The 23,074-nt window shown below is 68.4% G+C and carries 17 protein-coding genes; 9 read left to right on the top strand and 8 right to left on the bottom strand.

What is annotated here, in order from left to right; translation table 11 throughout:
- Positions 1-499 precede the first annotated feature (499 nt).
- The 6 genes from N5C18_RS16555 to N5C18_RS16580 form a co-directional block, all read right to left on the bottom strand.
- Entirely contained in the window at positions 500-1,024 is a 525-nt protein-coding gene (locus N5C18_RS16555) for a hypothetical protein (protein WP_053511711.1), read from the bottom strand.
- An 11-nt stretch (positions 1,025-1,035) separates the two neighbouring features.
- The gene (mrcB, locus tag N5C18_RS16560) at positions 1,036-3,474 is read right to left on the bottom strand and encodes a penicillin-binding protein 1B (protein ID WP_279945143.1); all 2,439 of its coding nucleotides are present in this window, start codon (positions 3,472-3,474) and stop codon (positions 1,036-1,038) included.
- A gap of 85 nt (positions 3,475-3,559) precedes the next feature.
- Complete coding sequence (locus N5C18_RS16565) at positions 3,560-4,612, bottom strand: glycosyltransferase family 2 protein (RefSeq protein WP_279935710.1); 1,053 nt, start codon at positions 4,610-4,612, stop codon at positions 3,560-3,562.
- Between the two features lie 69 nt (positions 4,613-4,681).
- Entirely contained in the window at positions 4,682-5,572 is an 891-nt protein-coding gene (locus N5C18_RS16570; protein ID WP_053450553.1) for an NAD-dependent epimerase/dehydratase family protein, read from the bottom strand.
- Between the two features lie 63 nt (positions 5,573-5,635).
- On the bottom strand, positions 5,636-7,207 hold the full coding sequence (locus tag N5C18_RS16575) for a hypothetical protein (RefSeq protein WP_279945145.1): 1,572 nt from the start codon (positions 7,205-7,207) through the stop codon (positions 5,636-5,638).
- A gap of 30 nt (positions 7,208-7,237) precedes the next feature.
- Positions 7,238-9,394 (bottom strand): bifunctional (p)ppGpp synthetase/guanosine-3',5'-bis(diphosphate) 3'-pyrophosphohydrolase, encoded by a 2,157-nt coding sequence (locus N5C18_RS16580; RefSeq protein WP_053450555.1) that lies wholly within the window; start codon positions 9,392-9,394, stop codon positions 7,238-7,240.
- 130 nt (positions 9,395-9,524) lie between these two features.
- On the opposite strand from N5C18_RS16580, the gene N5C18_RS16585 reads away from it, so the two are divergent.
- Entirely contained in the window at positions 9,525-10,061 is a 537-nt protein-coding gene (locus tag N5C18_RS16585; RefSeq protein WP_164242801.1) for a hypothetical protein, read from the top strand.
- 53 nt (positions 10,062-10,114) lie between these two features.
- On the opposite strand, the gene hrpA is transcribed toward N5C18_RS16585, so the two are convergent.
- Positions 10,115-14,191 (bottom strand): ATP-dependent RNA helicase HrpA, encoded by a 4,077-nt coding sequence (hrpA, locus tag N5C18_RS16590; RefSeq protein ID WP_279945146.1) that lies wholly within the window; start codon positions 14,189-14,191, stop codon positions 10,115-10,117.
- 86 nt (positions 14,192-14,277) lie between these two features.
- Here hrpA and N5C18_RS16595 point away from each other — a divergent pair, with 86 nt between their 5' ends.
- The 6 genes from N5C18_RS16595 to N5C18_RS16620 all read left to right on the top strand — a co-directional run bounded on the left by N5C18_RS16595 (position 14,278) and on the right by N5C18_RS16620 (position 21,233).
- A complete protein-coding gene (locus N5C18_RS16595; RefSeq protein ID WP_106468898.1) occupies positions 14,278-14,826 on the top strand; it encodes a Dps family protein in 549 nt (182 codons plus the stop codon).
- Positions 14,827-15,391: 565 nt separating this feature from the next.
- Positions 15,392-17,197: a DNA helicase RecQ gene (gene recQ / locus N5C18_RS16600; RefSeq protein WP_279945147.1), complete on the top strand. Its 1,806-nt coding sequence runs from the start codon at positions 15,392-15,394 to the stop codon at positions 17,195-17,197.
- Positions 17,198-17,364: 167 nt separating this feature from the next.
- A complete protein-coding gene (locus N5C18_RS16605) occupies positions 17,365-17,748 on the top strand; it encodes a CopL family metal-binding regulatory protein (protein ID WP_164242906.1) in 384 nt (127 codons plus the stop codon).
- A 75-nt stretch (positions 17,749-17,823) separates the two neighbouring features.
- Complete coding sequence (locus tag N5C18_RS16610; protein WP_279945149.1) at positions 17,824-19,647, top strand: copper resistance system multicopper oxidase; 1,824 nt, start codon at positions 17,824-17,826, stop codon at positions 19,645-19,647.
- Positions 19,644-20,639 carry a copper resistance protein B gene (locus tag N5C18_RS16615; RefSeq protein WP_279945150.1) on the top strand — a complete coding sequence of 332 codons (996 nt, stop codon included), beginning with the start codon at positions 19,644-19,646 and terminating at the stop codon, positions 20,637-20,639. The genes N5C18_RS16610 and N5C18_RS16615 overlap by 4 nt, the downstream gene beginning before the upstream one ends.
- Before the next feature lie 81 nt (positions 20,640-20,720).
- Positions 20,721-21,233 carry a GNAT family N-acetyltransferase gene (locus N5C18_RS16620; RefSeq protein WP_279945151.1) on the top strand — a complete coding sequence of 171 codons (513 nt, stop codon included), beginning with the start codon at positions 20,721-20,723 and terminating at the stop codon, positions 21,231-21,233.
- A gap of 83 nt (positions 21,234-21,316) precedes the next feature.
- On the opposite strand, the gene N5C18_RS16625 is transcribed toward N5C18_RS16620, so the two are convergent.
- A complete protein-coding gene (locus tag N5C18_RS16625) occupies positions 21,317-21,631 on the bottom strand; it encodes a zf-TFIIB domain-containing protein (protein WP_279945152.1) in 315 nt (104 codons plus the stop codon).
- Between the two features lie 149 nt (positions 21,632-21,780).
- Between N5C18_RS16625 and N5C18_RS16630 the strand changes: the two genes are divergently transcribed.
- Complete coding sequence (locus tag N5C18_RS16630; protein WP_279945153.1) at positions 21,781-22,548, top strand: CPBP family glutamic-type intramembrane protease; 768 nt, start codon at positions 21,781-21,783, stop codon at positions 22,546-22,548.
- A gap of 92 nt (positions 22,549-22,640) precedes the next feature.
- Positions 22,641-23,063: a response regulator gene (locus tag N5C18_RS16635; RefSeq protein ID WP_006438906.1), complete on the top strand. Its 423-nt coding sequence runs from the start codon at positions 22,641-22,643 to the stop codon at positions 23,061-23,063.
- The last annotated feature ends 11 nt before the right edge of the window (positions 23,064-23,074 follow it).

Below are 23,074 nucleotides of genomic sequence, written 5' to 3' on the forward strand. Positions count from 1 at the left end.
GCAACGTCGCTTGTTCATGGCTCTGGGTTTCTACGTGCTGGGTGGGCCGGGAGGGGCAGGCAGGACACGCCGTAAACCCATCCCTGGGGGCTCGATGGCGCCATCCATGGCGCCAACGGTCCTGCCTGCCCCTCCCGCCCCACCCTCGACAGTTTCCCGGTGACGGAGGGATATGCTTCGTAGAGTCGAGCTTGCTCGACTGGGATGTCAGAAGCGTTGGAGGAAGCGGGGAAAGAAGAAAAGAAATCACAGCGAGCGCGCGCAGCGCGCGATCCGCTTTTGATCTTCTTTTTCTTTTCCGTGGCTGGCAGCGCACGGAATCTGTCAGAGGTCGGGCGGGGTGGGTTCGCGGGGGTGTCCGCGGCATGGATGCCGCGGCCAAGCCCCCAAGGACGGGTTCACGGCGCCCCCCGCGAACCCACCCCGCCCGGCCAAGCGCGGCTTTTGCTCCACGCGACCATGCAGGCAGCCACGAGGGGCTGCGCCGTTGGCTGGAAATCTAGTACCGCTTGATCCCCGGCACGGTGCAGCCTTCCAGCTGCGCATGCGCCGACACCGCATTCTCCTTCTCGCCGCGCGCCAGGCGCGACTGCTCGATCGTCGCCCAGTGCCGGCGGCACAGCGGCCCCGTCTTCGAACCCAGATCGATCGCCTTGCGTGCGAATGTCTCCGCCTGCGCCCACTGGCCCTGCAGCAGCGCCAGCTCGGCACGTTCCTGCAGCACCGCCGGATCACCCGCCACGATCTCCAGCGCATGGTCCAGGCTGCTGGCCGCAGCGGCCAGATCATTGGCCTGTCGCTGCGCCTGCGCGGTCACCCGCAGATCTTCCACCTGCGAATCGCGCAGCGGCTGCACCGACAGCTCCTTGTCGTCCGGGCCGGCGGCGGCGTCCACGGCGGCCAGGCGCTGCGCCGGCGTGGTGGTATCAACCGGCGGCTTGGCCACGGGCGGTGCGCTGCTGACGCACGCGGCCAAGGCCAGGCTGAGGCCGGTCAGGGCCAGGGGCTGCAGCAGGGATCGCATGTTCATCGGCATCATCGGCTTGGAGGAGGAGTGGCAGCCGCGGGGGCCGCGGCGGGTTCCGCAGGGGCGTCCGGCTTGCGGTCCAGGCCGAACCAGCTGCGCCAGCCACCACCTTCGCCCTCGGTTCCACCCTGCCCGTCCGGCGATACTGGCGGCGCGCACGGTGCATAGGCCGGCGCGTAGCCCACCACGAACGGGAAGCGACGCGCGCCCGGGCAGCCTTCATCGGTACTGTTGATGCCGGTGGGCGCCACCGACTGCCAGTCCAGGCCCTTGTTGCTGACACGCAGCGGAGCACTTGGCAGGCGCTGGAAAATACCCGACCACACCCTCATCGCACCGGTGGCACCGTACAGGCCCGCCTGTTCGTTCTGGTCATTGCCGATCCAGATCACCGCCAGATGATCGCCGGTGTAACCGGCGTACCAGCTGTCACGGCCATCATTGGTGGTACCGGTCTTGCCGGCCGGCTGCAGCCGGCCCAGGCCGTCGGCGTTGAGGCGCTGCGCGGTACCGCTGGCGACCACCTGCTGCAGCCCGACGCTGATCAGGTTGGCGGCGATCGAGTCGCCCTCCTGTGCCGGTGCCGGCGTCTTGTCATAGCGCTTGAGCAGCTTGCCCTGCGGATCGAGCACGCCACGCACCGCGTGCAACGGCTGGATCTCGCCGCCGGACGCCAGGAACTGGTACAGCTGTGCCATCGCGTACGGGCTCTGGTCGGTCGAGCCGAGGATCACCGCCGGATTCGCCTCCGCCTTGATGCCGGCCAGTACATGGATCAGCTGCGTCACGCGCTCGGGACCAACCTGCATGCCGACGCGTACGGTGGCCTGGTTGTAGGAATGGGCCAGCGCATCGATCAGGCGCACCGTGCCGTGGCTGCGGTTGTCCGCGTTGCCGGGGTTCCAGTTGCGGCCGCGGCCGAGCTGCACGGTCACCGGGGAATCGTCGACCCAGCTGGCCAGCGAATAGCGGTCCGGCTGTGCCAGCGCCAGCAGGTACACGAACGGCTTGAGCAGCGAACCGACCGGACGCTGTGCCTCGATCGCGCGGTTGAAGCCGACCTCGGAGACCTCGCGGCTGCCGATCACCGCCAGCACATCACCGTTGTGCACGTCGGTGAGCACCATGCCGGCCTGCAGTTCGGGGCGACGCTTGCTTTCCAGCGACTTGATGGTACGGGTCACCGCGCCTTCGGCGTAGGCCTGCGCGGACGGCGACATGCCGGTCATCACGCTCAGGCCGGCGCCCTGCAGCGCCGATTCCGGATAGTCATGGCCCAGCTGGCGGCGGACCAGGTCGACGTAGGCCGGGAAGCGGTTGGCCGCCACCAGGCCCGGCGTCTTCGGCACGCCCAGCGGCGCCTTCAACGCACGCTGGTACTCGGCGTCGTCGATCAGCGTGGCTTCGTGCAGCTTGCCCAGCACGAAGTTGCGGCGATCCAGCGCGCGTTCCGGGTTGCGCCGCGGGTCGTAGAAGGACGGGCCCTTGACCAGGCCGATCAGCAGCGCGATCTGCTCGGTTTCCAGCGACGACAGGTCGCGGCCGAACCAGAACTCGGCGCCGGAGGACATGCCGTGGATGGCCTGGCTGCCACGCTGGCCCAGGTACACCTGGTTGAGGTAAGCCTCGAAGATGGTGCGCTTGTCGTAACGCGCTTCCATGATCAGCGCGTACAGCACTTCGTTGAACTTGCGGGTGACCGTCTGTTCCTTGCCGATGCCGAGCAGGCCACTGCGGGCCAGCTGCTGGGTCAGCGTGGACGCGCCCTGGCGGCTCTGGCCACCGGAGCGGATGGTCACCCATACCGCGCGCGCGATGCCGGACAGATCGATACCGTGGTGACGGTTGAAATCCTTGTCCTCCACCGCCTGCAGGCCGGTCACCAGCAGGTCCGGCGCCTCGTCCATGCGGATCAGGCGGCGTTCTTCCTGCTTCTGGCCGTACAGGGTGGCGATGCGCGCCGGATCCAGCCGCGCGGCCTTCAGCGCCTTGCGGTTGTCGGCATCACGCAGCGAGGCCACGCCGCCATCGGCCAGCGACAGCTCCACCCGGCGCGGGGCGACCCGGCCGTCAACGTCGTTGTAGCCGCGGCTGGAGATGACGAAGCGCCCACCGTTCACCGCATAGGTGGCCGGCTCCTTGCCCTGCCCGTCGTCGCGGTAGGCCGAAGCGGCCAGCTCGGTCTTCAGGGTGGCCGCATCCATCGCCTTGCCGGGCGTGAGCACCAGCGGGCGCGCATACACCCGCGTCGGGATCTGCCAGCGCAGTTCACCGAAACGCTGGGTCACCTGCTGGTTCAGGTACAGCGTGTAGGGAATCAGGAAACCCAATCCCAACGCGACCGCAGCCATGCTCCAGGTGATCAGCCGGCGCCGCCACAGCGGGCTGTCGTCCTGCTGGTCGTCGTCGAAATCGTCGTTGTCGTCGGAATCGTAGCGTCGGGGCACTGGGGCTGCGGGCAGATAGGGTCTGGCGAGTCTAACGCAGGCGCCGTGGTGGCTGGCGGGCGATGGCCTGCGGTTTCACTGCAGTTCAAGCAGCGCGAGGCTCCCGCCAGCCCGCGGCCGCCCCCACCAACGCCGCGCGGACGCCGCGCCAGCCTGCCCCGGCCAGGCACACATTGGCCAAGCGTGCGAACAGCCGCGGCGCGTCGTGAGCGATCCAGCGCGCCTGCACGCCCGCCCGGCGATACAGCTGCAGGCGCGACCAGGCCATGCGCCAGGCCAGCGCGGAAAGACCCTGGAAGCGTTCAGGTGCAACGCGGACACCGCGCTGCACCAGCAGGGCATCCAGGGCCAGCAGGCGCCCCGCAGTACGCTGCCGCGCCTTCCCGTCGAACAGATCGAGATGCCGCAGCCGCTGCAGGAAACCACGGCGGCTGGCGCCAATCTGGTTGTTGCCATGCTGCCGGTAATCGATGGTGGGCTCGGCCAGCATGTCCAGGCCTCCACGCAGCGACGCGTGCACCGCCAGCCATTCGTCGTGGCTCCAGCCCGGCGGTACCGGTAGCGCCCCCTGCAGCAGCGAACGACGCAGCGCACAGGTCGCGCCGGTGACGAAGTTGCGCAGCAGGATGGCATCGATCGCACGGCCCGAGCGTTCCAGTTCGACTTCGGCCGGATGCACCACCAGCACCTCCAGCAGCCGCTGGCCCAGCGGCGCGCCCTGCGCATCCACCAGCCGTGCATCGCTGTGCACCAGCATCAGGCCCGGTTCGGCGTGGAAGCGCTGCACGTAGCGGCGCACCCTTCCCGGATGCCAGACATCATCCTGGTCGCACAGGAACAGGATGTCGGCCTGGCAGCGCTGCAGCGCGTCGGCAAAGTTGCGGACATAACCGAGGTTGCGTGGGTGCCGGGCGATCTCGACCCGGATGCCCAGCGCCTGCGCGCGCACCTCGAAGGCCTGCAGCAACGGCAACGTCTGGTCGCTGGAACCATCATCGCCGATCACCACTTCGCTCACCGGAAGATCCTGGTCGAGGATGCTGTCCAGCTGCGCCTGCAGGTAGCGTGCACCGTTGTAGGTGCACAGCGCGACGCCAATGCGCTCGGCGGGGGCCGATCCGGATGGCGCGTCAGGCATGGAACGTACTCGCGGGGAACAAGGCCGAGGATGGTAGCAGAGCCTCCGCCGGGGGGCGGATCTGCACCGTCAGTGGTTGCCGGGATGCGCTGCGATCCGCTGCAGCGCCTGTGCGGCACTCATCGGCTGCCACATGTCCGCCTCCGGCCTGAACGGCCGCGGGTGTACACCCAGCAGCGCCAGCAGCGGACCGTTGTCGGCGACCAGGTCCTGCTGCAGGCGTGATACCGGGCCGCGCGCGCGCGGCAGCACCGCCGCCAGGCCACGCAATGCAAAGCCCGGCAGTGGCAGCGGCAAGGTCGGTTGCGCCAGGCTGGCGTGCACGCGGCGGAACATCGCGTGATACGGCAGGCGTTCACCGCCGCCGATCTCCAGCACCCGCGCCGACGCCGCACCGGTGGTGATGCAGGCCACCACCGCGCGGGCGATATCGTCGGCATGCACGGGTTGGCGCAGGCCCTCGGCCCGCGGAATCGGGAACAGGCGCAGGCGCAGCGCGCGCTGCACGATCGGGGTGATGCTGCGGTCGATGCCGGCGCCATAGATCAGGGTCGGCCGCAGGATCGTCCACGCCATGCCCAGGCGCTCGGCCTGCTCGATGAGGCCCTGTTCGCCCCGCTGCAGCATCGCCACCACGTCCTGCTCGTCGGCCTGGTCCGAATCCTGCTTGCTCAGCACGCTCATCGAGCTGGTGGCGATGACCCGTGGAGCCGGCGCGCGGGCCTGCCGCGACAACCACTGCGCCAACCCTTCCAGCGGCCCGAAACTGGCAATCGCCTGCCACTCGGCAGACGGCACGCTGTCCAGCGCGCTGGCCAGATCCCCGCACAGCCAGTGCACTCCGTCCTGCGCCGGTTGCGGCCGCCGGCTCACCGCCTGCACCTGGCCGTGCACCTGCAGCAGGCGCGGCAACAGGAACCGGCCGATCTGGCTGGTGGCTCCGGAAACAAGGACGGTCATCGGCACTCCATGGGCGGGCAGCGGGGGCTGGCTACTATAACGACCCCGCCGGCAACGGCGGGCTCAGGGCGAGGGCACACCGATATCGCGAAGGCGCTGCCGCAGCTGTTGATACTCGCTGCTGGACGCGCCCGCACCGAGCTCGGCGGCCTGCTGCAGGGCGCGTTCGGCGAAGGCGACATCACCATTGCCCAGGCGTTCGCTGCCGATCGCAAGCCAGCGCTGTGCCAGGCGCTGACGGGCAGCAGGCAGGCCGTTCGCAGTGGGCGACAGGGTCTGCCAGGCCTGCAGGCAGGCGCCGGCGGCCTGCACCCGGTTCTGCCGCAGGTTGTCATCGAAGCAGGCACGGCTGGCGGGCAGCAGGCGCGCGGCGGCCGCTTTCACCCGGGAATCGCGCGGCGCCAGGGCCTGCGCTTCACGCAGCGCGTCGAACGCGCTGTGTCCCGGTGGACTGATCCACTGCCCGGCGCGCTCGGCGCGCTCGATCCTGCGCAGCAGCTCGCGCAACTGCCGCTCACGCTGCGCGTTGCTGGCCGCCGGCTGTTGCAGCGACCGCTGTGCCTGCTGCGCACGTTGCAGGCGCTGCGCCAGCTGCTGGCGCGCCGCCGCCGACGCGCCCAGCGCCTCGGCCAGCGCTGCATCACGCTGTGCTGCGTCGAACTGGAAATCGTCGGCCTGGCTCTGGCTGCGCGCCAGCACGGCCTGCAGCACCTGCTCGCGGCCACGCTGGGCCGTGGGATCCTCCGGCGCCACGGCCAGCACGGCCAGGAAGCCCTTCGCCGCATTTTCCAGTTGCTGGCGCTGCAACGCGCGCTGCGCCTGCCGCAGGCGCAGGTCCACGGCACGTGCCAGCGCCTCCTGGCTGGCCGGAAGGTCGGCATGGCCGGCATCGAACTGGCGGGCGCGCTGCACGATCGCAGCCGCCTCGGCCAGCTCCCCTCGCCCGGCCTGCGTGCGTGCCTGCTGCAACAGATCGCTCAGGGCATCCTCGCGCCCCTCCAGCGCCGGCAGATTGTCCGGCTGCACTGCCAGGATGCGCTGGAACAGCGGCAATGCACTGCTGTCGCCATCATCAAGCCGCCCCGCCGCAAAGGCATTGCGCGCCTGTGCCAGCAGCGCGCCGATGCCGGCCCCCGTGTTGCGGCGCGCCTGCAGCTGGCGGGCAACCGCTTCGGCTTCGCTCTGCGGCACCTGCAGCTCGCGGGCCAACGCCAGTGCCTGTACGCTACCGTCGAGATCGTTGTTCTGCAGCCTGTCGCGTGCCTGCTGCAGTGCCGCCGCAGCGGTTCGGGCCAGGCCTTCGCGCGCCTGCGGGCGATCACCGTCCAGTGCCAGCACCGCCTGGTAGCGCTCGCGTGCGCCACTGCCATCGGCCGCGCTCAACCGGCCCGCGGCGAGTGCGCGGTCACCCTCGGCCAGCAACTGTTCGATCTGCGGCTCATCCCAGAACCAGTCGGCCAGCGGCTTGCGCAGCAGCACCAGCAGCACGAACACGGCCAGCGCCGCGACCAGCGCCCAGCGCCAGACCCGGCGCGCGTGGCGTGCCTGCAGCCACCACCAGCGGCCTTCGCGGCGGACGCGGTCCAGCGCAGGATGTTCAGCGCCATGCGGGCGATGCGGAGGCTCGCGTTCCATGCGTGCAGGGTAGCCGGGGCAGCGTGAAGCTCAGCCGAGGCGACGTGCCTCGCTCACGCCCGGCAGCGCGTCCAGCTTGCCCAGCAGGGTCGACAGCTGGCCGTAGTCGCTCACCTTCAACCGCAGGCGCAGATGGGCACGGCCACTGTTGCGCACATTGTCACTGTGGATGTCGAGCACGTAGGCGTCTTCCTGGGCGATCAGGTTGGTGATGTCCTTCAGCAGCCAGCGGCGATCGACCGCCGTGACCACCACGTCCACTTCGTAGCCGCCACCGGCCTGGCCCCATTCCACCGGCAGGATCCGCTGTGGGCTGGTGGCAGCCAGGCGGGCCAGCGCCGCACAGTCTGCCCGATGCACGGTGACACCACGGCTACGGGTGAGGTAGCCGACGATCGGCTCGCCCGCCACCGGCTGGCAGCAGCGTGCCAGCTGCACCAGCAGGTTGCCCACGCCCTGCACGGTGAACTTGGACTTGCCCAGGTTCTCCCGGCGCGCGGTCGGGCGCGGCAACGCCGGCGCGGCTGCCGGCTGGCTGGCCGCGCGCTCGGCTTCCAGCAGGGCGCGGCTGACCTGGTTCGGCCCGGTATCGCCCAGCGCCACCTGGATGTAGAGGTCATCGACACTGTCGGCGTGGAATTTCTTCGCCGCCACTGCCAGATCCGAATGCTGCAGGCCCAGCCGCTTCAGCTCGCGCTCGAGCAGTTCGCGACCGGCCTGCACGTTGCGCGCACGGTCCAGCTTGTGGAACCAGCTGCGCACCTTCTCGCGGGAACGGTTGCTGGCCAGGAAACCATTGGCCGGCATCAGCCAGTCGCGGCGCGGGTCGGCCTCCTTGCCGGTCAGGATCTCGACGCGGTCGCCGCTGCGCAGGCGGTAGGTCAGCGGCACGATGCGGCCATTGACCTTGGCGCCACGGCACCGGTGCCCGACCATGGTGTGCACCTGGTAGGCGAAATCGAGCGGCGTTGCACCCTGCGGCAGGTCCAGCACCTCGTCCTTCGGGCTCAGCGCATAGACCCGGTCCTCGGTCAGCTCGGCGTCGAGCGCCCCGGCCAGTTCGTTACCCTGCCCGTCCTGCGCCTGCTCCAGCAGCTGCCGCATCCAGGTGATCTTGCGGTCGAAGGCCTTCTCCGCGCCCTTGCCGCCTTCCTTGTACTTCCAGTGCGCGGCCACGCCCAGTTCGGCCTGCGAATGCATCTCGTGGGTGCGGATCTGCACTTCGATGGTGCGCCCTTCCGGGCCGACCACGGCGGTGTGCAGCGAGCGGTAGTCGTTGGCCTTGGGACGGGCGATGTAATCATCGAATTCGCTCGGCACCGGCGCCCACAGCGCGTGCACCACGCCCAGCGCGGCATAGCAGGCGGCGACATCGTCGACCATCACCCGCACCGCGCGGATGTCGTACAGCTGGTCGAACGCCAGCCGCTTCTTCTGCATCTTCCGCCAGATGCTGTAGATGTGCTTCGGGCGGCCACTGACCTCGGCCTTGATGCCCTGCGCGACCAGTTCGCGCGACAGCACCTTCTTGACGTTCTCGACGTAGCGCTCGCGCGCGATGCGGGTCTCGTCCACCTCACGGGCGATGCGCCGGTAGGTTTCCGGTTCCAGGTGGCGGAAGGCCAGGTCCTCCAGCTCCCACTTCAGCTGCCAGATGCCCAGCCGGTTGGCCAGCGGTGCATGGATGTCGCGGGTGAGCTGGGCCAGCGCGCGGCGCTGTTCGTCATCCAGCTTGTCGGCCGCGCGCATCCGCGCCAGTTGCCGGGCCAGCAGGATCGGCACCACGCGCAGGTCGCGGATGATCGCCAGCAGCAGGCGGCGCAGCCCTTCACTGTTGCGCCCGGCCTCGCGACCGGCATGCAGCGCCCATACCGGGTCAGCAGCGTCCTGGCCGTCGAGCAGGCCGATCACCGCTGCCTTGTGGTTGCCCAGCGGCAACGCGTCCAGGTGGGCACGCAACCCGGGAAGGTCGAACAGCAGGGCCGCGACCACTGCGCCTTCGTCGGCTGAAAGCATCGACAGCGCATCAAGGGTGTCACCCAGCACCGACCAGCTGGCGCGCATCTGGTGGTCGCACTCCGGGGCATCCCAGTGCCCGCGCAGGGCCTGGCGCAGCGGAGCGGGCAGCACCGCTGCCGAGGGACGGTTCAACAAGGCATCCAGGCCGGGGACGGAAGCGCGGTTCACAGCATCGAGCAGGCAAGACAGAGGCCCCTACACTAGCGCCGGCGCCGTTCAGGGACAATCGCCGCGGCCACCATCGCCTGGCATGAGGACATGCCGCTACACTCGCGGGCAAACCCAGGAGAGTCCCGCCATGCCCTCGATCGTTCCACACTTCCGTCCACGAGTGCTCGCCTGCGCCGCGCTGTTGCTGGCCGTATCGGCGCCTGCGCTGGCCCAGCGCGTGGTGGAAGGCGACCTGCAGCAGCAGATGTCGCCCGCCGAGTTCAAGGCCGCCGGGCTGGACAAGCTGGATGCGGCGGAACTGGCCACGCTCAACCGCTGGCTGCAGGGCAAGGTCGAGGCGGCCACCACCCAGGCCGTGGCCGCCGTCCGCGAGGAGGCACGCGAGGAAGGACGCCAGGAAGTGATCGTGAAGAACCGGGGCTTCTTCGATTTCGGCAGCAACGAGCCAATCACCGGCGTGCTGCAGGGCGAGTTCCGTGGCTTCGGCAAGGGCCGCATCTACGTGCTGGACAACGGCCAGGAATGGGAACAGACCGATGCCACGACCCTGGCCGGCGTGCGCAAGTCGTCACCCCGGGTGAGCATCAAGCCCGGGGTGATGGGCGTCTGGTACATGAAGGTTGACGGTGTCAACACCCAGCCCAAGGTCCGCCGCACCAAGTAACGGCGCGTCCTGGAGGTAGAGCCGAGCACCGGCTCGGCTCTACAGGATCGGACTCACGCCTGGCGCAGTGCGGTTACCCGCTGCGCCAGCTTCTTCGCCGAGATGCCGGTGCGCGCGCCCAGCTCCTGCGCGAACAGTGACACCCGCAGTTCCTCCAGGTCCCAGCGCAGTGCCTGCCATTGAGGGCGTTCACGCAGGCCCTGTGCCTCACCGTCGCGCAGTGCGTCCAGGAACGGATGCAGCTCCAGCATGCGTGCCTGGTCGCGCGGCGGATCGCGTTTGGCCCGCTCGGTGCGCAGGATCATCGCCTTCAGGTAGCGCGGATACTGCGCCAGCGCGTCGGCAGGCGTATCACGCAGGAAGCCGGGGTGGATCAGCCCGGCCAGCTGCGCTTCCATGTCATCCAGGTTGCCGCGCGCCCAGCCCATCAATGGCGCCTCCAGCATCGGCTTCAGCTCGGCCACTAGCGCCAGGATGGTCTCGGCCAGTTTCAGCCGCGACATCGCCTCGCCGAACAGCGCCTTGGCCGCGTGGTCGCGGCGCTGCTCGAAGACCGCCGCATCGCGGATGTCCTCCAGGCCTTCGGCCAGAACGGCATTCATCGCCGCATCGACCAGGTCGCCACGCAGGCGCTCCTGCGATTCGATGGCCGCGTACAGCAGGCCGGTCTTGGCCCCCACCGGCAGCTGCTTGCGTGCCTGCTTGACCTTCTCGGCAAGGGCGATCTCCAGCAGGCGGCGCACGCCCAGCGGATGGGCTTCCTGCGCCTGCTGTCGGTCGGCGAAGATGCGCAGCGCCACGCTGTCACCTTCATCGAGCAATGCCGGATAGGCCGGCACACCCGCTTCGCCGGGAACCTGCAGCGGAATCGGCGTGGCCGGGAACGTGCGCAGGCCATCGGCGGCCATCTCGCGCCCGGCACGCGCCGCGAAGGCATCACCGGCACGACCGCCGAATTTCGCGCGCAGCGCATCGAGGTCACGCGAAGTGGCCAGCACCTTGCCGTGCTCGTCGCGCAGGCGCAGGTTCATGTGCAGGTGCGGTTCGATCACACCGGGCTCGAAATCGAGCGCGGTCACCGTGGCACCGGTCGCGCGTGACAGGAAGCGTGCCAGCTCACCGGTGATGGCATCGGCGCTGGGCTGCGGGAACGCCTCGTAGAACGCGCGACCGAAGTCCGGCGCCGGCACGTAGTTGCGGCGCATCGCCTTGGGCAGGCTCCGGATCAGTGCCGAGGCCTTGTCGGCGACGAAGCCCGGCGCCAGCCAGCCCAGCTGCACCGGATCCAGCGCGTTGAGCAGGTGCAGCGGTACGTCCAGGGTCACGCCGTCATCGTCGGCGCCCGGTTCGAAGCGGTAATGCAGCGGCAACCGCGCCTGGCCCAGCGCCAGGTACTTCGGGTAGCGCTCCTGTTCACTGCCTTCGCCGGGCAGCAGGTCGACCAGCGACCAGTGCAGCGTCTTGCGCTGCTCCGGCGCCAGCCCCTTCCACCAGGTATCCAGACCCGCCGCCGAATGGATCTGCGGCGGCACCCGGTCCAGGTACCAGCGCGCCTGCCAGTCCTCGTCGGCAACGATGCCGGCGCGGCGCAGCTTGGCCTCTTCCTCGCGCGCGACCTCCAGCACCTTCTGGTTGTCGGCCACGAAGCTGGCACGGGTGTTGATTTCGCCGGTCACCAGCGCCTGCCGCACGAAGATGTCGTGCGCTTCGCCCGGTTCGATGCGGCCATAGTGCACCGGCTTCTTCGGCGCCAGCACCAGGCCGAACAGGCTGATCTGCTCGGACGCCAGCACCTGGCCCTGCGCGCGCGACCAGTGCGGATCGAAGTGCTTGCGCAGCAGCAGGTGCGGCAGTTCGGCGATCACCCAGTCCGGCTCGATTGCGGCCAGGGTCATGCCCCACACCTTCTGCGTGTCCAGCAGGTTGGCCGCCAGCAGCCAAGGCGGCGGCCGCTTGGACAGCGCCGAGCCCGGGAACGGCAGGAACCGGCGCTGGCGCGGGGCCTGGAAATCGCCCTTCTCGGTGCGATGCCCGATCTGCGTCGGCAGGCCCGCCACCAGCGCCCGGTGCAGGGTCTGGTAGGCGGTGGCACGCACGCGTTCGCTGAAACCGCCGCCCGCCGGCGCCTGTTCCTTCTGCGCGCGCACGGCCACGGGTGCCGGCGCGGCTTCGGCCTTGCCCTCGCGGGCCAGCCGCGCGGCACGGTGCAGCTGGCCACGGGTGGCCTTCACCGCTGCCGCGTCATCACGCGCCGGCGCACTACTGCCGGCCAGCAGCGGCGCCATCGACGCCTCGGCAGCCTCTTCCTTCCAGCCCAGTTCCTCGCACAGCAGGCGCAGCTGGCGATGCAGCTCGCGCCATTCGCGCATGCGCAGGAAACCCAGGAAATGGCGACCGCACCAGTCGCGCAGCTTGGATTGGGTCAGGTCTTCATGGGCCTGCCGATAGGCGTCCCACAGGCGCAGCACGCCGACGAACTCGGAGCGGCCATCGGCAAACTGCGCATGTGCGCTGTCGGCCGCGCCGCGCGCCTCGGGCGGTCGCTCGCGCGGGTCCTGGATGCCGAGGAACGAGGCGATCACCAGCATAGGGCGCAGGCAGCCGGCGGCCTGCGCGGCCACCAGCATGCGCGCCAGCTTCACGTCCACCGGCAGGCGTGCCATCTGCTTGCCGACGGTGGTCATGCGCCGCTCGGCATCGATCGCGCCCAGCTCGGTCAGCTGCTGCCAGCCATCGGCCACCGCACGCTCATCGGGTGCTTCCAGGAACGGGAAGTCCTCGATGCGGCCCAGGCCCAGCTGCAGCATGCGCAGGATCACCCCGGCCAGGCTGGAGCGGCGGATTTCCGGATCGGTGAACTCCGGCCGCGCCTGGAAATCAGCTTCGGCGTACAGGCGATAGCAGATGCCCTCGGCGATACGACCGCAACGGCCCTTGCGCTGGTTGGCGCTTGCCTGCGAGATCGGCTCGATATGCAGGCGATCCAGCTTGTTGCGCGGGCTGTAGCGTTTGACGCGGGCGAAACCGGGGTCGACCACGTAGCGGATGCGCGGCACCGTCAGCGAGGTTTCGGCCACATTGGTGGCCAGCACGATGCGCCGGTTCGGGCCGGGGTTGAACACCCGGTCCTGGTCCTGGTTGGACAGCCGCGCGTACAGCGGCAGCACTTCGGTATTTCGGTACTTGCGGCGCTCCAGCGACTGGTGCGCGTCGCGGATCTCACGTTCGCCAGGCAGGAAGATCAGCACGTCGCCGCGCGCATCCAGGCGGGTGATCTCGTCGATGGCCGACACGATGGCATCGTTGACAGTGCGTTCGCCCTGGTCTTCGCCCTCGCCTTCCAACGCGCGGTAACGCACTTCCACCGGGAAGGTGCGGCCCTCGACGCTGATCACCGGCGCATTGTCGAAATGCTGGGCGAAGCGTTCGGTGTCGATGGTGGCCGAGGTGACGATCAGCTTCAGGTCCGGGCGCTTGCGCAGCAGCTGCTTCAGGTAGCCCAGCAGGAAGTCGATATTGAGGCTGCGTTCGTGCGCTTCGTCAACGATGATCGTGTCGTAGTTCGACAACCAGCGGTCACTGGCGATCTCCGCCAGCAGGATGCCGTCGGTCATGAACTTGATGCGGCTGTCGTCGCTGACCTTGTCGTTGAAGCGCACCTGGAAGCCGACCAGCTGGCCCAGTTCGCTCTGCAGTTCCTGCGCCACGCGGCTGGCCACCGCACGTGCGGCAATCCGTCGCGGCTGGGTGCAGCCGATCATGCCGGCCTGGCCACGGCCCGCGGCCAGGCACAGTTTCGGCAGCTGGGTGGTCTTGCCCGAACCGGTTTCGCCGGCAATCACCACCACCTGGTGGTCGCGGATCAGCTCGATGATCGCGTCGGCTTCACGCGCAATCGGCAGCTGCGGGTCCAGAGTAATGGATGGTTGCTGTTGCGCCCGCACCTGCCGGCGCTGCACCGATGCCTGCAAGGCCTGCTCGAAGGTGGCGGCCAGTGCTGCATCCTGCGGCTTGGCCTGGCAACGCGAGAGCATTCCCAGCAGGCGGCCCCGGTCGCGGCTCATGGCGCCGTCGATGGCGGCACGCTGTTGGCGCAGGCGGGGCGATGGATTTTTATCGATAGCGTTCATCAATCGGTTCGTTCAAAACTTTGAAAGCGACCAGTCATCGAGACTGATTTACTGTGAAGGCCAACGATTCCACAAGGAGGAACCCCATGGCGAAGACCAAGAGCACGACCAAGGCCAAGACCGGCAAGCAGAAGCTTGCAGCGGCGGCACCGTCGGCACCGAACATCGATATCGGGATCACCCAGAGCGACCGCAAGAAGATCGCCGACGGCCTGTCGCGCTTCCAGGCCGATGCGTTCACGCTCTACCTGAAGACCCACAACTTCCACTGGAATGTGACCGGGTCGATGTTCAACTCGCTGCACACCATGTTCGAGACGCAGTACACCGAGCAGTGGGCGGCACTGGACGACGTGGCCGAGCGCATCCGCGCGCTGGGCTTCAATGCCCCGGGCTCCTACCGGGAATTTGCTGCGCTGACCTCGATCGCCGAGGAACCGGGCCTGACCGACAGTGCGGACTGGCGTGAAATGGTACGCCAGTTGGTGGTCGCCAACGAAGCGGTCTGCCGTACGGCACGTGAAGTGCTGGACGTGGCGGCCAAGGGTGACGATGCCCCGACCGAGGATCTGATGACCCAGCGCCTGCAGACCCACGAGAAGTACGCCTGGATGCTGCGTTCCCTGCTCCAGTAAGGGTTTGAGGGGCTCGGCAGGGCTGCGCCCTGCACCCGCGGTAGTGCCGGCCGCTGGCCGGCAACAGCAACAGCAACAGCAAAAGCTGGCTTCCTGTGGGTAGGCGGGGCGGGTCCGGTGGCAGGGGACGCCGTGAACCCGTCCATGGGGGCTTGGCCGCGGCATCCATGCCGCGGACACCCCTGCCACCGGACCCACCCCGCCTTCGACAGTTTCCCGCGATCTGTCGGCAAAGCCTGGGGTCAGAGCCGTTTTCCGCAGGAAAACGGCTCTGACCCCATTTCGTTTGTCGATATCTGAAAGATGTGTCGACCAAGGTCGACACCTACCAACAGGCGCGGGGAACTGTCGGGGGTGGGGCGGTGTGGGCTTGCAGGACCGTTGGCGCCATGGATGGCGCCATCGAGCCCCCAGGGACGGGTTTACGGCGTGTCCTGCAAGCCCACACCGCCCCGCCCAACCAGCAGGCACCCCAGAGCCAGCTGTTGCCTTTGACGTTGATCTGGCCTGGAGCAGGTGCAGGGCGCAGCCCTGCCGAGCCCCCCCGCCGAGGTAAACTACCCGGATGGCTTCCCGTCCCGCGCACGACCTGCTCCAAAGCGTCTTTGGTTACGACGATTTCCGTGGTCCGCAGCAGGACATCGTGGAGCACGTGGCTGCCGGTCACGATGCCCTGGTGCTGATGCCCACCGGCGGCGGCAAGTCGCTGTGCTACCAGGTGCCGGCCCTGCTGCGTGACGGTTGCGGCATCGTCATCTCGCCGCTGATCGCGCTGATGCAGGACCAGGTCGAGGCGCTGCGCCAGCTCGGCGTGCGCGCCGAGTACCTGAATTCGACCCTGGACGCCGAAACCGCCGGTCGCGTCGAACGCGAACTGCTGGCCGGCGAACTGGACATGCTCTATGTCGCGCCCGAGCGCCTGCTGACCGGCCGCTTCCTGTCGCTGCTGTCACGCAGCCACATCTCCTTGTTCGCCATCGACGAAGCGCACTGCGTGTCGCAGTGGGGCCACGACTTCCGCCCGGAATACCGCCAGCTCACCGTCCTGCACGAGCGCTGGCCGGACATTCCGCGCATCGCGCTGACCGCCACCGCCGACCCGCCCACCCAACGCGAGATCGCCGAGCGCCTGGACCTGGCCGAGGCCCGCCACTTCGTCAGCTCGTTCGACCGTCCCAACATCCGTTACACCGTGGTTCAGAAGGACAACGCCCGCAAGCAGCTGACCGATTTCCTGCGTGGCCACCGCAGCGAGGCCGGCATCGTTTACTGCATGTCACGGCGCAAGGTCGAGGAAACCGCTGAATTCCTCTGCGGCCAGGGCTTCAATGCCCTGCCCTACCACGCCGGCCTGCCGCCGGAGGTCCGCGCCAACAACCAGCGCCGCTTCCTGCGCGAAGACGGCATCGTGATGTGCGCCACCATCGCTTTCGGCATGGGCATCGACAAGCCGGACGTGCGCTTCGTGGCGCATACCGACCTGCCCAAGTCGATGGAAGGCTATTACCAGGAAACCGGCCGCGCCGGCCGCGATGGCGAGGCCGCCGAGGCCTGGCTGTGCTATGGCCTGGGCGACGTAGTGCTGCTCAAGCAGATGATCGAGCAGTCCGAGGCCAGCGAAGAGCGCAAGCAGCTGGAGCGTTCCAAGCTCGACCACCTGCTGGGCTACTGCGAATCCATGCAGTGCCGCCGCCAGGTGCTGCTGGCCGGTTTCGGCGAGACCTATCCGCAGCCCTGCGGCAACTGCGACAACTGCCTGACCCCGCCGGCCGCCTGGGACGCCACCGTCCCCGCACAGAAGGCGCTGAGCTGCGTCTACCGCAGTGGCCAGCGCTTTGGCGTCGGCCATCTGATCGACATCCTGCGCGGCAGCGAGAACGAGAAGGTCAAGCAGCAGGGCCACGACAAGCTGAGCACCTATGCGATCGGCCGCGACCTGGATGCGCGCACCTGGCGCAGCGTGTTCCGCCAGTTGGTGGCCGCCAGCCTGCTGGAAGTGGACAGCGAAGGCCACGGCGGCCTGCGCCTGACCGATGCCAGCCGCGCCGTACTGACCGGCCGCCGCCAGATCAGCATGCGCCGCGATGCCGCCAGCACCAGCAGCGGCCGCGAACGCAGCGCGCAGCGCACCGGCCTGTCGGTGCTGCCGCAGGACCTTGCCCTGTTCAACGCCCTGCGCGGCCTGCGCGCCGAACTGGCGCGTGAACAGAACGTGCCGGCCTTCGTGATCTTCCACGACAGCACCCTGCGCAACATCGCCGAGCAGCGCCCGACCAGCCTGGATGAACTGGCCCGGGTCGGCGGCATCGGCGGCACCAAGCTCAGCCGCTACGGCCCGCGCCTGGTGGAGATCGTGCGCGAGGAAGGGTAATGGCGATCCCGTTTGTAGAGTCGAGCTTGCTCGACTGCTGTTGATTCCACGCCAGGAGCAGTCGAGCAAGCTCGACGCTACAAATCCCACCCTGGTGCTGCTCCAACCTTGAACCGGCCATTCAGCCAGAAGTGCATCCGCGCCCGCTTGCGGCTAAATTGACGCCCATGTCCCTGGCCTCGACCCTGCTCCGTGTCGTGCTCATGCTCAGCCTGTTGCTCAACGGGCTGAACGCGGCCATGGCCAGTGGTCACGAGGAGATGGGCCGGATGGCCCATGCCGTGGCCGCCGCCGCCGAAGACGGCGAGGCCGACTGCCACCACCACGCCGGCATGCAGGCCGAACAGGCTCCGCAGGCCAAGGCCCCCGCCCACGACGCCCATTGCCAGATCAAGGACTGCGTGCGCAGCTGCGCGCAGCACCCGTTGCTGGTGGTGCAACCCCTGCCGTACCTGGCCGGCCCGGCATTGTCGCTGGCACCGCAACCGATGCCGGCCAATGGCCGCCCGGCGCCGCCACTGCCGCCGATCTCGCGCCCTCCCATCGGCTGATTCCACGCGTACCGTGCGCGCTGCGCACCAGAGCCGGCTGTTTGCCGGCATCTATCCGTGTCTGGAGTCACCACCATGAATACCCGCATTCCCCCCGGCCCGGGCGCTGTGCCCATGCCGTCGCGCCGCCTGTTCGTGCAGGGCCTGGCCGCCGGTGGCGTCGTCGCCGGCATTGCCGCCGTCGGCGTGCCGCAGCGCGCGCTCGCCGCCGCCACGTCCACGCCGCGCCTGGCCGGCGCCCCCGCCGTGCTCAGCGACACCCGCGTCGAGCTGTCCATCGGCGAATCGCTGGCCAACTTCACCGGCCGTACCCGCCCGGCGATCACCGTCAACGGCTCGCTGCCGGCACCGATCCTGCGCTGGCGCGAAGGCCAGAGCGTGGACCTGTTCGTGCGCAACACGCTGCAGCGCCACCCGACCTCGATCCACTGGCACGGCATCCTGCTGCCGGCCAACATGGACGGCGTGCCCGGCCTGAGCTTCAACGGCATCGGTCCCGGCGAGACCTACCACTATCATTTCGACCTCAAGCAGTCGGGCACCTACTGGTACCACAGCCACTCGATGTTCCAGGAGCAGGCCGGCCTGTACGGCGCGCTGATCATCGACCCGGCCGAGCCGGCACCGTACCACCACGACCGCGAGCACGTGATCCTGCTGTCGGACTGGACCGACATGGACCCGGGTGCGTTGTTCCGGCGCATGAAGAAGCTCGCCGAGCACGACAACTACTACAAGCGCACGCTGCCGGACTTCCTGCGCGACGTGAAACGCGACGGCTGGTCGGCCGCACTGTCCGACCGTGGCATGTGGGGGCGGATGCGAATGACCCCGACCGACATCTCCGACATCAACGCGCACACCTACACCTACCTGATGAACGGTACCGCGCCGGCCGGCAACTGGACCGGGCTGTTCCGCAGCGGCGAGAAGGTACTGCTGCGCTTCATCAACGGCGCCTCGATGACCTACTTCGACGTGCGCATCCCCGGGCTGAAGATGACCGTGGTCGCCGCCGACGGCCAGTACATCCATCCGGTCAGCATCGACGAGTTCCGCATCGCACCGGCCGAGACCTATGACGTACTGGTGGAGCCCACTGGCCAGGATGCGTTCACCCTTTTCTGCCAGGACATGGGCCGCACCGGCTTTGCCGCCGGCACGCTGGCGGTGCGGCATGGCCTGCAGGCACCGATTCCGGCGCGCGACCCGCGCCCGTTGCTGACGATGTCCGACATGGGGCACGACATGGCAGGGCATGACATGGGCGGCCACGCTGGCCACGACATGGCCGCGATGAAAAGCATGGAAGGCGGCTGCGGTGCCAGCATGGGCCACGGCGCACATGGCGGTGGCAGCGATACCGCCAGCAAGGCACCGAAGCACCCGGCCAGCGAACGCAACAACCCGCTGGTGGACATGCAGAGCTCAGCCACCGAACCCAGACTGGACGACCCGGGTATCGGCCTGCGCGACAACGGCCGCCAGGTGTTGACCTATGGAGCGATGCGCAGCCTGTTCGAGGACCCGGATGGGCGTGAACCGGGCCGCGATATCGAGCTGCACCTGACCGGCCACATGGAGAAATTCTCCTGGTCGTTCGATGGCATCCCGTTCGCCAGCGCCGAGCCGCTGCGGCTGAACTACGGCGAACGCATGCGCATCGTGCTGGTCAACGACACCATGATGCAGCACCCGATCCACCTGCACGGCGTGTGGAGCGACCTGGAAGACGCACAGGGCCAATTCCAGGTGCGCAAGCACACCATCGACATGCCGCCGGGCACCCGCCGCAGCTATCGCGTGCGCGCCGACGCACTCGGCCGCTGGGCCTACCACTGCCACCTGCTGTACCACATGGAAGCAGGCATGATGCGCGAAGTGAGGATCGAAGAATGAGCCGCTCACTGCTTTCCCCCAGCCTGCTGGCCCTGGGCCTGGCGGCTGCACTTCCGGTGTTCGCGCAGTCGCATGCCGGCCATGACATGGCCGCGATGGACGCGCCTGCGAAAGCCACGACAACGCCAGCCGAGCAGGTCGATCATTCGAAGATGGATCACTCGAAGATGGATCACGGTACGACGCAGCCGGCGACGATGGATCATTCCTCGATGGATCATTCCTCGATGGATCATTCCTCGATGGACCACGCCGCGATGGGCCACGGATCGCCTGCACCGACCGAGCCACGCGAGCCGATCCCGATCCCGACCGACGCCGACCGCGCCGCCGCCTTCCCGCCGATCGCACATGGCGCGATGGAACATGCGCCGGAGATCAACAGCCTGCTGCTGATCGACCGTCTTGAACACTGGGATGGCAAGAGCAGCAACGGCCAGGCCTGGGAAGCGACCGGCTGGATCGGCGGCAACATCAATCGCCTGTGGCTGCGCACCGATGGCGAACGCAGCCGTGGCCGCACCGAGTCATCATCGCTGGAAGCGCTGTACGGCCGCAGCGTGTCGCCGTGGTGGGATGTGCTGGTGGGCGTGCGCCAGGACTTCCGGCCGGCTGACTCGCGCACCTGGGCCGCGCTCGGCATCCAGGGCCTGGCGCCGTACAAGTTCGAGAGCTCGGCCACGCTGTACATGGGTTCCGGCGGCCAGGTACTGGCCAAGGCCGAAGTCGAGTACGACGTGCTGCTGACCAATCGCCTGATCCTGCAGCCGTTGCTGGAAGCCACCGTGGCGGGCAAGGACGAACCGGAGTACGGCATCGGCCGCGGCCTGAACAAGGTGGAAGCCGGCCTGCGCCTGCGCTACGAGTTCAACCGCCGCTTCGCGCCGTACATCGGCATCAGCCACGAACGCACGTTTGGCGACACCGCCGATTACGCCGGTGACCACGCGCGCGACACGCGCTGGGTGGCCGGCGTGCGCATGTGGTTCTGAGCAGCGGAGTGTGAGCAACCGCCAGCCCCGGCAGGCGCCGGGGCCGGCTACACTGCGCCACGTTCCAATGCAGGCCCCACCATGTCGTTGCAGATCCGCCGCGCCACCCTGGCCGATGTCGAAGCGCTGTCGGCCATCGCCATCGCCACCTACAACGAGACCTGGGGTGACTCGTATCCGCCGCAGGAACTGCATGATTTCCTGCAGGCGCACTACAGCAGCGTCCCCCAGCGCGCCGAGCTGTCCGACCCGCGCAGTGCGGTCTGGCTGCTGATGGATGGCCGCAATGTGGTCGGCTACCTGGCCGCCGGTGCCAACACCCTGCCGCATGCCGAGGCACGCGAGGGCGGCATTGAACTGAAACGTTTCTACATCCTGGCCGCCTACCAGTATGGCGGCCATGGCGCGCGCCTGATGGACGCGTTCATGGCGTGGCTGGACCACCCGCAGCGCCGCACCCTGTGGGTGGGCGTATGGGAAGAGAACTTCGGCGCGCAGCGCTTCTACGCACGCTATGGCTGCAGCAAGATGGGCGAGTATGAATTTATCGTCGGCGAGACCCACGACCGCGAGTTCATCCTGCGCCGGCCGTGATCACGGCCCCGTAGAGTCGAGCTTGCTCGACTACTGTCGGAACAGCCAGTCGAGCAAGCTCGACTCTACGAAGAGCGAACTGCTCAGAAATCGAACAGTTCGGACAGGAAGCTGTCCTTCTTCTTTTTCTTGTAGCCGTGCCCATGCTGCTGGCCACGATTGTCTTCGTAGCGCTGGCCGAGATGGCGGGTGTCACGGTGCATCACCGGCGGCGGCGTGGACGCCGGCTGCTGCTGCGCAGGTGCAGGTGGCGGCACCGCCGCTCCGGCGCGCTCGATGATCTTGTCCAGCTCGCCACGGTCCAGCCACACGCCACGGCAACCCGGGCAGTAGTCGATCTCGATGCCATGGCGTTCGGCCATCTGCAGGGTCTGGGTCGTGCATATGGGGCACAGCATGGGCATTGCTCCTGTCGGTCTGGCATCGACTGTACCTGCCCTGCGATGACTGTGCGGCAACACATGACCGATGGCACAGGGACTTCCGGCGCGTGCCGGCGGAAGCGGCCGGCCCGACACTGCGGCCTTGTCCCGCAGGGAGTGCGCGCATGACCATGCTGTCCCGCCTGCCCAATCCGGTGCGCCTGTTGCTGGTGCTGCTGGGCGTTGGCCTTGGCCTGAACCTGCGCGATATCGCCGCGTCCGTCGGCGCGCCGATTCCAGCGCTGCCCATCCCCTATGGCGGCAGCCTGCTCGACAATGCACTGGCCGTGCTTGCAGCGCTGTTGCTGGCCGCGCTGCTGCGCCCCCGCGGCATCGGCCTGCTGGCCAGTCTCGGGCTGCACGGCAACGGCTGGAGCGGACCGCTGTGCGTGCTGCTGGCCAGCCTGCCCTGCTGGCTCGGCCTGGCCCTGCTGGGTACACCGAACACGGCGCTGACCGTCCTGGACGCAGCGATGCTCGCGGTACTGTTCCCCGTGGCCGAAGAGGTGCTGTTCCGCGGCCTGGGTTTCATCCTGCTGGTGAAGATCGTGCGCGGCCCGTGGCCCCTGCTCGCACTGCCGCAGGCGCTGCTGTTCGGCTGGGTGCACTGGCTCGGCTTCGGCGGTTTCGAGGGCGGTGGCACCGCGCTGTTCATCGGTGCGGTGATCGCCTTCGGTGGCTTGATCTTCGCCTGGCTCGACCACCTCGACGGCGACACCCTGTGGTGCGGCCTGGTGCTGCACGTTTCGATGAACCTGGCCTGGAATGTGTTCAGCCTCGATGACGCCATCGCATTGGGCTGGCAGGCCACCAGCCTGCGCATCGGCACGGCCCTGCTGGCGGTGGCCGCGCTGGCCTGGCACAGGCGTCGTCGCCGCCCGACACGCCTGTAACGCCCACTTAGCCTGCCGTGCACGCCGGTATCACTACCGGCTTGCGCATACTTGCGCGCCTTTTCACCGTTGCTGTCCGGAGTTGTCGCGTCATGTTGCTGTCCAAGCGCCACGTTGAGCCCCGCGTCCTGCTGATCGAGGACGCGGAGGAAACCCGCGAACTGAGCCGGCTGGCGCTGGAAAGCCAGGCCTGCCACGTGGTGGGCGTCAGCTCGGCCGAAGCCGCGTTGGGCCTGCTGGCCGCCGGTGAGCGTTTCGACCTGCTGTTCACCGACGTCAACCTGGGCCGCGTGAGCGGGATTGAAGCCGCCAACCAGGTGCGCGACCTTTATCCGTACCTGCCGATCCTGGTCACTTCGGGCATGGACCAGCACCGCGTGCTGCCACAGCTGCGCGACGGCATCCATTTCCTGCCCAAGCCCTACAACATGAGCGAACTGCTCGATGCCATCCGCCTGTGCTTCCGGCACGCCGATGTGGGCGTGCTGACCGGACCGGACGCACAGGCGGCCTGAGGCATTCATCC

It is taken from the genome of Stenotrophomonas sp. GD03930, from assembly GCF_029839665.1.
GTDB lineage: Bacteria > Pseudomonadota > Gammaproteobacteria > Xanthomonadales > Xanthomonadaceae > Stenotrophomonas > Stenotrophomonas forensis.